The 12,787-nt window shown below is 42.7% G+C and carries 11 protein-coding genes; 7 read left to right on the plus strand and 4 right to left on the minus strand.

Annotated features, from left to right (window positions below):
- Nucleotides 1–23: 23 nt before the first annotated feature.
- A complete protein-coding gene (locus tag CYLST_RS23965; RefSeq protein WP_015210329.1) occupies nt 24–3,191 on the minus strand; it encodes a GAF domain-containing protein in 3,168 nt (1,055 codons plus the stop codon).
- Between the two features lie 261 nt (nt 3,192–3,452).
- Here CYLST_RS23965 and CYLST_RS33680 point away from each other — a divergent pair, with 261 nt between their 5' ends.
- The 4 genes from CYLST_RS33680 (at nt 3,453) to CYLST_RS23975 (ending at nt 6,855) form a co-directional block, all read left to right on the plus strand.
- On the plus strand, nt 3,453–3,713 hold the full coding sequence (locus tag CYLST_RS33680; protein WP_216595223.1) for a hypothetical protein: 261 nt from the start codon (nt 3,453–3,455) through the stop codon (nt 3,711–3,713).
- A gap of 17 nt (nt 3,714–3,730) precedes the next feature.
- A complete protein-coding gene (locus tag CYLST_RS36105; protein ID WP_245587425.1) occupies nt 3,731–3,916 on the plus strand; it encodes an AAA-like domain-containing protein in 186 nt (61 codons plus the stop codon).
- A gap of 95 nt (nt 3,917–4,011) precedes the next feature.
- Nucleotides 4,012–4,509 (plus strand): tellurite resistance TerB family protein, encoded by a 498-nt coding sequence (locus CYLST_RS23970; protein ID WP_015210330.1) that lies wholly within the window; start codon nt 4,012–4,014, stop codon nt 4,507–4,509.
- 771 nt (nt 4,510–5,280) lie between these two features.
- Nucleotides 5,281–6,855: a mechanosensitive ion channel family protein gene (locus CYLST_RS23975; protein ID WP_015210331.1), complete on the plus strand. Its 1,575-nt coding sequence runs from the start codon at nt 5,281–5,283 to the stop codon at nt 6,853–6,855.
- Between the two features lie 85 nt (nt 6,856–6,940).
- Here the strand turns inward: CYLST_RS23975 and CYLST_RS23980 are convergent, their stop codons facing one another.
- Complete coding sequence (locus tag CYLST_RS23980) at nt 6,941–7,315, minus strand: hypothetical protein (protein WP_015210332.1); 375 nt, start codon at nt 7,313–7,315, stop codon at nt 6,941–6,943.
- Between the two features lie 330 nt (nt 7,316–7,645).
- Here CYLST_RS23980 and CYLST_RS36580 point away from each other — a divergent pair, with 330 nt between their 5' ends.
- A complete protein-coding gene (locus tag CYLST_RS36580; RefSeq protein WP_342663851.1) occupies nt 7,646–8,965 on the plus strand; it encodes an AAA-like domain-containing protein in 1,320 nt (439 codons plus the stop codon).
- On the plus strand, nt 8,908–11,184 hold the full coding sequence (locus CYLST_RS36585) for a WD40 domain-containing protein (RefSeq protein WP_342663852.1): 2,277 nt from the start codon (nt 8,908–8,910) through the stop codon (nt 11,182–11,184). Before CYLST_RS36580 ends, CYLST_RS36585 begins: the two co-directional genes overlap by 58 nt.
- A 32-nt stretch (nt 11,185–11,216) precedes the next feature.
- On the opposite strand, the gene CYLST_RS23990 is transcribed toward CYLST_RS36585, so the two are convergent.
- Nucleotides 11,217–11,399: a hypothetical protein gene (locus tag CYLST_RS23990; protein WP_015210333.1), complete on the minus strand. Its 183-nt coding sequence runs from the start codon at nt 11,397–11,399 to the stop codon at nt 11,217–11,219.
- A 228-nt stretch (nt 11,400–11,627) separates the two neighbouring features.
- Between CYLST_RS23990 and CYLST_RS23995 the strand changes: the two genes are divergently transcribed.
- Nucleotides 11,628–12,179, plus strand: coding sequence for a DUF2854 domain-containing protein (locus CYLST_RS23995; protein WP_015210334.1), 552 nt, complete (start codon nt 11,628–11,630; stop codon nt 12,177–12,179).
- Nucleotides 12,180–12,233: 54 nt separating this feature from the next.
- Here the strand turns inward: CYLST_RS23995 and CYLST_RS24000 are convergent, their stop codons facing one another.
- Entirely contained in the window at nt 12,234–12,494 is a 261-nt protein-coding gene (locus CYLST_RS24000; RefSeq protein ID WP_015210335.1) for a CRR7 family NDH-1 assembly protein, read from the minus strand.
- Nucleotides 12,495–12,787 lie beyond the last annotated feature (293 nt).

Genomic DNA, 12,787 nt, shown 5'->3' on the forward strand with positions numbered 1-12,787 from the left:
ATAAAATTGCCCATAGATTTTCTTTAAACATCTTCTGACTGTGTTGGTTGAGTGAGCGCCATCAGTTGGTCAAATTGATAAGTTTCAATCAATTTGGTTAAAGCTTGTATTAGTGAAGTGTGCTCAGAGGGGATTTGAGCAACAAGGTTGAAACTGGTGGCATCATTGCCTTGTGCTGCGGCGAAGTGTAATTGAGCAATCCAATCGACTGGCATGATAGCTAAGGCAGCCGAATTAAGAACGTAGTCGGGTTGGCGAAGCAGTGAGTTGGCGGTAATTGCCTCGGTTGAAGTTGCTGCATACAGGTATTGCACCCCTAAATGCAGAGCTAGAGTTTCCAGAATTTCTTCCCAACGGAATGGTTTGCTGACAAAATCATCGCAGCCTGCATCCAAACTTTCTTGGCGCTGGTCTGCAAAGGCACTTGCTGTCAGGGCAATGATTTTTGTCGGGGTGAAAATTTGCTCATCGGCTAATTTTTGTTCCCAATTACGAATTTGCCGAGCAGCTTCATAGCCATCGATAATTGGCATATACATGTCCATAAAGATCAGGTGAGGTCGCCACTGCTGCCAGAGAGCGATCGCCATTTGCCCATTTTCAGCTTCCTGGACTTCAAAACCTAAACGGCTCAAGATCGTGTTCAGTAACAAACGGTTGGCAGGATGATCTTCGACAATGAGAATGCGATAGGACGGCTGCCCTGGAGCAATACTGACTGCATTGTGAGTGGGGGATGAGCTGTTCAAGGAGACTGTCTCAGCCGAACCTGCCTGAATATAAAAGGCGAAACAACTACCTTTACCCGGTTCGCTAGAGACAGTAATTTCTCCACCCATCAATTGTGCAAACTTCTGACTAATCCGCAACCCTAAACCTGTTCCTTCTTTGGATTGCTGTCCGGCCCGTGTTTGCTGAAATGCCTGAAACAAATTACCAAGCTCTTCAGGGGCAATACCAGGCCCAGTATCTTCGACTTCAAACAAGAGAGTATGGGGAGTGCTTTCTAACTCCCTCTTGTGGAACTGAGATGACTCCTGATTCCTAATTCGCAGAGTGACGCTTCCTTGCTGAGTAAACTTGATGGCGTTTCCCAGCAGGTTGATTAGTACCTGACGTAGTTTGTTTTCATCGGTTTTAATGCATTGGGGCACGGTAGCGTCATAGTCAAAACTCAGTTGCAAGCCTTTGGATAAGGCTTTCAATTGCAGCATGGCGAACAAACTATTGAGCAATTTGTGCAGATCAAATTCTATTTCCGATAGGGTAATCCTGCCGGCTTCGATCTTGGACATCTCTAGCACATCGTTGATCAGTCCCAGCAGATGTTCACCACTTTGATTGATGATTTCTGTATAGCGTTGATGCTCAGAGGTCAAGGATTGATCTTGCTGCATTAACTGGGTAAAACCGAGAATGGCGTTGAGTGGGGTACGAAGTTCATGGCTCATATTGGCCAGAAACTCACTTTTTGCGAGATTAGCAGCATCGGCGGCTTCTTTTGCCAGTTTCAGATCCTCTGCCTGTTGCTGGGTTTGGGCAAATAGTTCGGCCTGCTGCACCGCCACCCCAAGCTGATTGCCAATTTGGGTGACAATCTGAATCTCTGCGTTTTGCCATTTTCGGGGACTGCCATTTTGGTAAACTGCTAACAGTCCCCAGAGTTTATTGCCGCTGAAAATGGGAGCGATAATGTAAGCTCGTGCCTGCAATTGCTCTAGAAGATTGAGATAACAGGAATCGAATCCCGCTTGGTAAATGTCGGCAACACAGTAATAGCTATGTTTTTGCTGATAAAGACCGCCTTGGTTATCTTGCAAATAGGTATCGCGGATCAAGGCCTCGGAACTGCCAAGCATACAGTTTTGCTGATCGATAGCAACCTTGGTGAGTTCGTGTTCGCGAACAGCGGGGCGTAGCCCATCGCTTCCCAGTGTGGGAAGTAAGGCATTCCAAGCATCAGCGACCGATTCGGCAACCAATTCACCACTCCAATCTGGTTGAAAGCGATAGATGAGGACGCGATCGCACGCCACAGCAGATCGTAATTCCCCAGTTGTGGCTTTGAAAATCGTTTCCAGGTTCAGGCTTTGACGCATTTGCTGAATGACGTGGCTGGTTGCCTTTTCCCGCTCTGCCATCACCCTCATTGCCGCTGACGCAGCGATTCTTTCTCTAATTTCAACTTCCAGGGAGGTGTTAGCAGCTACAAGTTCAGCAGTGCGCGCATCTACCCGAAATTCCAGGTCTTGATAAGCGCGGCGTTTGTCTTCTTCTGCCCATTTGCGTTGCAGTTCAGCAGAAGCCCGTGCAGCAAAAACCCTGAGCAGCGTTTTGGTGCGATCGTCTGCCACAAAGGGTTTAACATCGATAATACAGAGATTGCCAATCACATTTTGATTGATATCGACCAAGGGGACGCCTACGTAGCTTTCTGCTGCGATACATTCGAGCAACGGAGCATCGGGAAAAAGCGGCTGTAAATCTTTTGGATAAGAACGCAATAGCTTTTCTTCAACAACTATCTTGCAGGGAGTGCCCACTAATTCATATTCTATGTTTTCTGCTAGATGATCGATAGACCAAATGGCAAGGCTACGCAGGGTTTGCAGGGAATTTCCAACCGTCTCCAGCACCATCACGTAGGCAACATCTAATGCTGTTGCGAGATTTTGCGCCAGCACCGGAAAAAAATCGTTTCCAGTTACAGAAGCAGTGCCGGCAACAATCATTTGCAGAGTTTCTTCAGTTCGTTGCCGTTCCGCTACTTGTTTTTCTAATTCCTGGTTGATATTTTCTAGCTGCTGGGGCGATCGCAATTCCAGAAATTGCGGCAGGAGTTCCACCAGTTGTAAAGCGGTATAACAAGAAACTAAAGCCGTGATGGCTCGTTCAATGCCTGACAGCCAGTAATCTGGATGCCAAAGTGTCCAAATATCGAGCAGGTGTCCCGTACCGCACAGGATAATAAAGGCGCCAAATAAGACAAAGACTTTAGAAAAGGGAATATCACTTCGCTTGTTCACGAAGTAAATCAGCATGATTGGAATTGAGAAATAGGCGATCGCAATCAGTGCATCGCTCACCAAATGCAACCCCACCAGGGGAGTTTGCCAGAGATAGCACTGCCCGTGGGGCATATAGTAATTAGTCGATAAAAAATTCTGAAATAATTCCCAAACTGCTTGCATAGTTGCACCATGTCGTCCTCAAACCAGTAACCAAAACTAGTAGAACTGAGGCAGGTTAAGGCTGCTATAATTTTCTCTAGCCGCAAAAAATTATTGCTACTGAATTCAATTGTTGCACTGGAAACCCTAAACCGCCATCCAAGATGGAACTTTAAGCTGGCAACTTAACAAAGTATTAAGGAATCTTACTTTAGATGGATGTATTTTTTGTAAAATTGGTGTAAATAATTTCCTATACATAAGGCTCTCTGTATATTGCATGTGATTTCCCATGACGACATCTCCGAACAATCCCCATCTCAAAAACGTAGAAGAGGCATTATTCTCAGTTCTCAAGGCTGGCAACGGCTGAATGCGGCTGAATACCTGTCAGCAGCACGGGATAATGGGGGCAGCCCTTATACATTAGAGCAGTTGAGCGATGTCTACGACGGGCTACGCCTACGCACCAGACTCAGCACAAAAACGCTCACCAAAGTACGTCGGCGACAGAGCCAAATAACATTTTTAATCCTCACCTAAGGCAACAGTTGGGATATTTGGAGCAGCATCCGCAACTGAAGGCGGCAATGCAGCAAGTGGTTATATCTCCCAACGGAATTGAACTGCATCCAAATCAATCATTTAAGCTTCAAGGCGTGGGATTGATCCGGTTTCACAATCAATTCGCAGTTTCCAGTTGTGAGTTATATCAACAATACTTTGCTCAGGTATTGGATCATTGATCCGTATAAATAGGGAATAATATCATAAATAATATATGTATTATGTTACATTTAAAACTGTAAGTTACACAACTCAGTAAGTTAAGGAGCCAAAAATGACAACAAATATCAAACAAGAAGAGCCTAAATTAGGCACTTTTTGGTTATTTAAAGAAAAGTTTGGTTTTAACCAGATTCCATTAGATATAGCTTATGAAGCTTACTATAAATCGCTTCTTATTTGTGCTAATGGTGATGGGACACTAGCAGATGAAGAAAGAGATTGGGTGATTGGATATGCCTATGCCTATAATTGCGACCCCGCAATTATTGAAAAACTCAAAGTTTACAAAGCTGATGAAGAAATAGAGACAGTAATTACTCAACATAATTCAGTAAGTGAATCACGACCGAGTCTAATTTTTGATGCGATACAAGCTTGCTGTGCTGATGGCGAATACAGCGACAAAGAACGGTCTGTAGTACTCAGAGGAGCAAAGAAACTCAATATTTCTGAAGACGAGTTTAATAAAATTGAAGAACTCTATTTAGAGACAGTCAAACTCCGTGAAAAACGTCTAGCAGTGTTTTATCCCAACGGTTCACCGTTATAAATCAACACTTCTCTTACAAGATAGAAATTTAGTTAGTTAATTGTGGTTCTCTCAGTTAGTAGACTGTTTCATTAATTTTTCTGGGCTACTCTATCCCCAACTTATTCAATAAGTCGGGGATATAAGTTTTTACACTCAATCAGGAATTAGGCACTATAACGGTTTGACAAGGGTTTGAGACTGATTTATTCAAAACTGTTTAAGTGATCTTATCTAAAATTCTTTTTCACATAATTATTTAAAATAAAGTAAATAAAAATTATAATTAATTTATATAGATTATAACTTATCTTAAGTTTCTTACTTAACAGTCTCAACTGTCCTTGCATTCCTATAAAAAATCTGAGACACTAATGAAGAGCAAAAAGCCGTAAAAAGAGCAGCCAAACTGCTGGAAGTTGAAGATGATATTGCGCTTGCTCTCAATAGGTTGATAGAAACAGAAGAAGCAGTTACTGCATTACGCAAAGCGCTACTACAAACTGAGGTTTTAGCTTAATACCTGCGCCAATTTTTTAGCCCGCTCACAGAATCAAGGTTACGGTCTATGGAAAAACTGATTTAAAAGCCTGAAACCATCACTGTCTAAAGGATTTAGCTTTTTTATCTAGTTATAATTCTTTAACTTTGGCTTTAGCAAAGGTCTTGAACCGCTAATAAAGTATTTTTCTCGGCTAGTAGTTTCATTAATTTCTCTGTGCTAAAGTATCCCCGGCTACTTAAAGTAGTCGGGGATATAACCACTTTCTTTCATATATTTATAATCAAAAGATGAACATACTAATTATCCTGGGTGAAGTCATATTTTTAATAGTCATTTTCTCGCTATTTAACTTGCTGATAGGCTTAATGTTTAAGCAGTTCGCTAAACTTTCTTGGCTGCAAGGAAGAACTGGAGATATCACCTTCATGCGCCGGAGTATCAGCAGACTTTTAATTTTAATTTCTGTGCTTCTGTGTCTGGCGCTGATTGGTGTGAATGGGATGGTGATTTATCGAGGTGGAAACATCCAGGAATTTCAACTTAATCTTATTCGCAGTCTTCCTACTGAATTTTGGATTAATATCTTCACAGCGAGCTTAAAAAGTGTGAGTTTGCTAATGCTAGTTAAATTGAGCATAGCACCTTTAAACATTAGTATAGACTGGGCTTGTGATTACGCCAAAAAAGCTGATCAAATCAAGGCTAATGATGCGAGTATCGAGGCTTTTTTTAGAGTCTTAAAAAGAATCATTATTCATTGTGTCTGGATATCTTCTATTATCATCTGTGCTAAATTTCTTTATCTCCCACAAGTCGTTTCTAAATATCTTTTCATTACCTTAAAAATATACATTACTATCACAGTTGGTTTACTCATTGTCAAAGCCGTTGCTACTATCGTTGATACTCTTGACGCACTGAGTCTTAAATACTCTAGTTCTAACGATATACTGCGTTTATACGAGCGTTTACGCCACTTAATCCCCCTCTTCAAAAAATCTTTAGAATACGTCCTCTATATCGGCATAGTAAATCTTGTTGTTCCAGAAATAGAACCTATCGCTTGGATAAGTGCTTATACCCCTAGAATTGTGCAGATTATTGGGGTTTATTTTATTAGCAATGTTTTGATTGAAATCACTTACTTCATTCTTGATGAGTTCTACTTAAAAACTACAAATCTAAATGACTCACAGCAACAAAAACGGCTGACGCTGATTCCTTTAATCCGGAGTTTCGCCAAATATTTCATTTACTTTACTGGCGGAGTGACTATACTCAAGCTGATTGGTATCGATCCTGCGCCGATCTTAGCAGGTGCAGGAATTGTGGGTATAGCAGTTGGTCTTGGGGCGCAAAACCTGATTAATGATGTTGTTTGTGGATTTTTGATTTTGTTTGAGAACTATTACTTGGTAGGTGATTATGTTGAAGTTGGGAAAGTGGAAGAGAGGAATATTGAGGGGATTGTAGAGGCGATTGAACTGCGGACCACTCACGTCCGCCATCCTGATGGTCAATTGCAGATTGTTCGGAATGGGGATATTGGATCAATTATCAATTTCTCCAAGCAGTATATATATGCAAGGGTGGAAGTTAGCGTTTCCTATGACTCCAATTTAGACCATGTGTATAGGGTGGTTGAGAAGGTAGGACAGCAGTTAAAGATAGATGAAGAGGATGTTCTAGAACCCACGCGAGTAGCCGGACTAGAACATTTTGGTGAGAATAATTTATTGCTGCTGACGCTGACAAAAGTCAAGCCTGGAAAACACCTTCATATTCAGCGTGTTCTCCGCAAGATATTGAAGGATACTTTTAGCCAAGAAGAAATTGAAATTTGCGGTTTTTCCAAGAATTGATACTAAACTCAAATCAAATTAGCACAAGCTTCTTAGTATTAGTTAAATAGTGTATTTCAATATAGAAACACACTATTCAGATATGTTAAGCAGGCAAAATAGAGATAACAACTTCTCCAACGTTATCTTTCACATTTGTATCAAAGAAAAAAGCCGAAACAGTGGTTGTTTCTAATATTTTTAGAGTTAAAGTATCGTCATAGCCATTTAAAGTTGACCAAGTGGCAGGAACTTCGACATTTGTTTTCAGATTGATAAACTTGCCATGAATCCATAAAACTACAAGCGGTTCACTTGGTTTGTTAGCATCTCCCCAATAATTAAATGAACCACTTTTAATTCTGATAACGTAGAGACCTGGATTTAACTCTGTTGATGCAGCAGTCTGCTCTAATTTGTGCAATACTTCTGGTTCAAGTAAAAAGCTATTTTTTTGAGTGTCAACTATGATGTCTGTCATTTTGATTTTGTTTTTTCAAAAGCGATGAATTTAGTTTGTCACGCAATCTGATTTCAGCCATGTTTGAAAAACTGCTGGCAGGTTTCCTGTTTGGCAAAACCTTTAGTTTAAGTTATCTTAAATTATTGCGTATTTACATACTCTTGCTTATGTAGCAAAAATGCAAGGAAAGATAAGACATTTAATCAGGAAAGATAAGACAGTTAAAAGGAAAAAAAACAAGATTTTAATAATTAGTAATTATCAGCAATAATAACTTATATAGATTGATAAACTGTTTATCAAAAGAAGACGAAATTTAAATTTTTTCCTTGTCAAAAAACTCATTTTATGCTCACCTTACCTAGCCCTAATCCATCCTATCAAGTTGGTGGTAGTCTGCCCTTTAATGCTTCTACCTATGTCAGAAGACAGGCAGATGAGGTGCTATTTCAGGGATTGTTGCGTGGTGAGTTTTGCTACGTGTTTAATTCTCGGCAAATGGGTAAATCTAGCTTGCGGGTACAGAGCACTCACCGCCTGCAAGCAGAAGGAGTCCGCTGTGGTGTAATTGATATCACTGCTATTGGCACGCGGGAGGTGACACCAGAACAGTGGTATGCTTCCATTTTGGGGCTTTTGGTCAAGACTTTTAAGCTAGATGTAAATTTGCTGAGTTGGTGGCGCGATCGCACTCATCTATCCTTTGTTAATCGGTTGAGTGACTTTTTTGATAGCGTTCTGCTGACGCAAATCTCAGCACCCATCGTGATTTTCATTGATGAGATTGATAGCGTCCTCAGTCTGAAATTTTCCACGGACGACTTTTTTGCCCTGATTCGTGCTTGTTATAATCGACGAGCCGAACAGCCTGAGTATCACCGGCTCACTTTTGCTTTATTTGGTGTAGCCACTCCTGGAGACTTGATTTCCGACGCCACCCGAACTCCGTTTAACGTTGGACAAGCGATCGAATTACGGGGTTTTCAACTCACCGAAGCAACTCCGCTCATGGCTGGATTGACGTGGGTTATCCCTGATGCCGATTTCACCCTGCAACGCATTCTCTACTGGACAGGGGGACAGCCATTTTTGACGCAAAAGTTGTGTCAGATGCTGGTACACAGGTGTGCTGAGTTAAAGCCAACTACTAAAGATTTTATTGACTCTTTCGTCCAGACTCATATTCTCCGCAATTGGGAAAGCCAAGATCAGCCAGAGCATTTGAAAACAATTCGCGATCGCCTACTTTATAGCGAACAACGAGTTGGACGATTGCTAGGCATTTATCAGCAAATTTTGCAAGGTGTGGAAATACCCGCTCTGGAGTGCCGAGAACAGCGCGAACTTTTGCTATCGGGATTAGTTTTCAAACAAGCAGGATTGCTTCAGGTAAAAAACCGCATTTATCAAGAAGTGTTTAATGCCGAATGGGTAGAAAAGCAACTGAGTGCCTTGCGTCCTTATTCCCAAGCCTTTGACGCTTGGACTAATTCCCAGAAAACCGATGAATCTCGGCTATTACGGGGGCAGGCGCTAAAAGATGCTCAACTCTGGTCTCAGGGCAAAAGTTTAAGTGATATAGATTATCAGTTTTTAGCAGCGAGTCAAGAATGCGATGGCGCGGAGCGCCCGCTGGAAGCGATCGCAAAGAAGTCCAACTTGCTTTAGAAGCAGCACGCGCTCAATTCGTAGAAGCACGACTGATTGGCGAGGAAAAAACCGCTAAACTGCAAAGATTTTTGTTAGTTGCAGTGGGTATGGGATTGCTCATCTCTACCGGATTGGGTATAGAAACTTTTGTTCAGTACCGCCAAACACTCAAGAGCGAACGTCTGGCCAGAATCAGCGAAGTTCAGGCGTTGGTGTCCTCTTCTGAGGGACTGTTTGCTTCACATCGCCGCTTGGATGCACTGATAGAAGCTATTAAAGCTCAACAAAAACTGCTGCTTCTCGGTGAGGCAGATACAAAGACCGAGCATCAAGTTGAAAATATCCTGCGGCAAGCCGTTTATCAAGCAGATGAATACAATCGGTTATCAGGGCATCAAGCCGCTGTTATGGCAGTGGATATCAGTCCTGATAGTAAGCTCATTGCCTCAGCGAGTGTAGATAAAACAGTTAAACTATGGCTGCGGGATGGTACAGAGGTGGCAACTTTCAAAGGTCATCAGGCGATCATTAGAGCAGTTAAATTTAGCCCTGACGGTCAGTTGATTGCTTCGGGTGGTGATGATGGGACGATGAAACTTTGGCAGCGCAACGGCACTTTGTTGAAAAATTTTCAGGGTCACAGTGCTGGCATCTGGGGAGTTGCCTTTAGCCCTGACGGTCAAATTATTGCCACCGCCAGTATAGACAAAACTGTAAAACTTTGGCACAAAGACGGTAGCCTGCTAAGAACGCTCCAAGGTCATCATGCTGGGGTAGCCGCAGTAGCTTTTAGTTCGGATAGTCAGATAATTGCTTCGGCAAGTGGAGATAAAACGGTCAAACTCTGGAACAAAGACGGCAGTTTGCTGAAAACCCTAGACGGTCATACTTCTGTGGTCTCCGCAGTCGTGTTTAGTCCAGACGGTCAGATTATTGCTTCGTCCGGTGGAGACAAAACGGTCAAACTCTGGAAAAGGGACGGCAGTTTGCTGAGAACCCTAGAAGGTCATACTTCTGTGGTCTCCGCAGTCGTGTTTAGTCCAGACGGTCAGAGGGTTGCCTCTGCAAGTCGAGATCAAACTGTAAAACTTTGGAACCTTGACGGCACAGAACTGACAACGTTTAGAGGTCACAGTGCTGGAATTTGGGGGATAGCTTGGAGTCCCGACGGCAGTTTTATTGCTTCGGCGGGTGCAGAAAACACCGTCAGACTGTGGCAGAGTCAAAACCCATTGCGGACAACAGTTACTGCACATAAAGCTGCGATTTGGGCGATCGCGCTGAGTTCTGATAGTTCTACCATCGCTACAGGCAGCGAGGACGGTACAACTAAGCTTTGGAGTCGTCAAGGCAAATTGCTCATGACTTTGACTGAACAAAATGCAGTGATTTATGCTGTTGCTCTGAGTCGGGATGGCAAGTTAATGGCTTCTGGCAGAAACGATAATACAGTGAACGTCTGGAATCGCAACGGTGGGGCGGTAAGCGCAGCTATGCCCGGAAGGCTGATCGCCACTTTGGTAGGTCATAAGGCTACGGTTTTTGCATTAGCTTTCAGTCCTGATGGTCAAACCCTTGCTTCCGGAAGTCAAGATAACACTCTCAAGCTTTGGCGACGCGACGGCAGATTACTGCATACCCTCACAGAAAATCATGCTCCTGTTTGGCAGGTGGTGTTTAGCCCTGACGGTCAGCTTGTTGCCTCCGCTGGGGGGGATGGTACTGTGAAGTTGTGGCAGCTTGATGGTACGTTGGTGAGAACTTTCCGAGGTCATACTGCTGTGGTCTGGAGAGTTGCTTTTAGCCTTGACGGTAAGATGGTCGCTTCTGGCAGTGGGGATAATACGGTTAAGCTTTGGACAGTCGATGGTAAGTTGGTGAGAACTTTCCGAGGTCATGCGGCTGCGGTGTGGGGAGTTGCCTTTAGCCCTGACGGTCAAATTATCGCTTCTGGGAGTGTGGACAACACGGTGAAGCTTTGGAAGCTTGATGGCACAGAATTAACGACTCTTAGAGGCCACAGTGCGGCGATTAGGGGAGTAGTCTATGGCAGCGATGGAACGTTTGTGGCAACTGTCAGTGAGGATAATACGCTAATTATGTGGAATGTGCAGCGAATTCTGAATTTGGATTTACTGGGTTATGGTTGCGATCGCGTGCGGGATTACTTGCAAACGAATCGGTCGGTAGAAGATAGCGATCGCCATTTGTGCGATCGCTATGCCTCTAATCACTAATTTATTTGATCTTTTCTCAGACGTAATTCGGCTTAATTATTTCCCGCTTGTGGAACGGTGCGCCTAAATTCATCAATTAAATCATCCAGTTCTTCCAAAGCCTGATTGACATCAACTCTCAAAGTTCCCAGATTTGGTTGCTCCAGTAGACTCAGCAAGTACTCACGCTTACTTTGAACTGCGGTAATGCGTTCTTTTATCGTCTGTAAATCCATTATTTTCTGCCAATCCTTAACTATCCTCAAGTTAAAGTTAACGCAAAAAGCTGTAAGACTTGGGCTAATCTAGCCCACTTCCTGGATAAATCAAGCTTTTAACAGGCGCACCCTCATGCTCACTCCTAGCAACAGTTTAGAATCCCCGCGCTTTTAAGCCAGGGAGAGGTCAATTATGGCCGATGATAGTAAGACAGATGGATTAAGAATTTATACTATCCGCAAATTATGCTCGGCAAAATTTCTTTGGGAACACTCGGTTTAACCATCGGTGGCATATTAATCATCACGGGCTTCATTGCCTACGCTGCTGATAATGCCACTCTCAATCTTGTAGGATTTTTTTACGGCTTTCCTCTATTTCTGGGAGGACTGGCGCTCAAAGCCAATGAACTCAAGCCTATACCCTTTAGTCAAGCTACCACACCGTCAGTGTTGAGCCTGCGATCGCAGCAAGCCACTGTGACTCAAAATAGAATTCGCACAGACATCACGCGATTTTGCTACGGTCAAAAAGGTCATCTTGATCGGGCCCTCGACTACCTGGGTCTGAGTCCCACTGATGAAGAACGACCAATAGTCACTGGTTTACGAGAAACAGAAATCGATGGGGCTTATGCCTTAACTGTAGAGTTTGATTCACCACTGATTCCAATGAATATTTGGCAGCAAAAGCAGGAGAAAATGACCAAATATTTTGCTCCTGGAGTCGAGGTTAAAATTACACAGCCAGATGAAGATAGAATTGAACTGACGCTGATTACTACTCAAGCAGCATGATTAATCATTAGTCAATAGTCCTGTAATCATAACTATTGACTAATGACTAAAAAGTTACTTTTCTAAGCGCACTGCATACCATTGCAAGTATTGCCCTGGTCCAATATCCAACTCACAACTAGTGTCGATTAAATATTGTGCTTGAGCTGCCACTGTCGTCAATTTTTGCACATCGGGCGGTAAATCCTGAAGCTTGAGTTCTTCTAGAGCTTTGGTGAGCTTTTCTAATAACTCTGGTGCCGTGAGAAATTGTTCCGGTCGGTTTGTTTCTAGAAGAACAAAAGTATCCTGCTGATACATTAATGGGTCTGGCATTTATTAATCTGGTAAATGTAAATAGCTTTTGATTCGCCGACTGCTTGTTGTGTGGTAACACCGCAGTTTGGTATTCTACTTGCCAAGGAATGATAAGTTTTAGCTGTCAAGCAGACTGCTATTAATTTAGCATTCTTATTGTTATCAGATTTTAGCTAGCAAACCAGTATTTCTCCGAAAAAATTCCCGATCTTTTTGATCATAGATAGACATCCTAGGTTAAATGTAGGGATTTCCACTTAACTTGTTAGCTTAGAAGCATCTAGAAAATCAAGGTTTGCACAATATTTTGC

It is taken from the genome of Cylindrospermum stagnale PCC 7417 (assembly GCF_000317535.1).
Classification (GTDB): Bacteria; Cyanobacteriota; Cyanobacteriia; order Cyanobacteriales; family Nostocaceae; genus Cylindrospermum; species Cylindrospermum stagnale.

Excerpts from the sequence above, each read along its gene's own strand:
- CYLST_RS23995 (WP_015210334.1), top strand. The coding sequence starts at position 11,628 with ATGCTCGGCAAAATTTCTTTGGGAACACTCGGTTTAACCATCGGTGGC.
- CYLST_RS23980 (WP_015210332.1), bottom strand. The coding sequence starts at position 7,315 with ATGACAGACATCATAGTTGACACTCAAAAAAATAGCTTTTTACTTGAA.
- CYLST_RS36580 (WP_342663851.1), top strand. The coding sequence starts at position 7,646 with ATGCTCACCTTACCTAGCCCTAATCCATCCTATCAAGTTGGTGGTAGT.
- CYLST_RS23970 (WP_015210330.1), top strand. The coding sequence starts at position 4,012 with ATGACAACAAATATCAAACAAGAAGAGCCTAAATTAGGCACTTTTTGG.
- CYLST_RS24000 (WP_015210335.1), bottom strand. The coding sequence starts at position 12,494 with ATGCCAGACCCATTAATGTATCAGCAGGATACTTTTGTTCTTCTAGAA.
- CYLST_RS23975 (WP_015210331.1), top strand. The coding sequence starts at position 5,281 with ATGAACATACTAATTATCCTGGGTGAAGTCATATTTTTAATAGTCATT.
- CYLST_RS23990 (WP_015210333.1), bottom strand. The coding sequence starts at position 11,399 with ATGGATTTACAGACGATAAAAGAACGCATTACCGCAGTTCAAAGTAAG.
- CYLST_RS36585 (WP_342663852.1), top strand. The coding sequence starts at position 8,908 with ATGCGATGGCGCGGAGCGCCCGCTGGAAGCGATCGCAAAGAAGTCCAA.
- CYLST_RS23965 (WP_015210329.1), bottom strand. The coding sequence starts at position 3,191 with ATGCAAGCAGTTTGGGAATTATTTCAGAATTTTTTATCGACTAATTAC.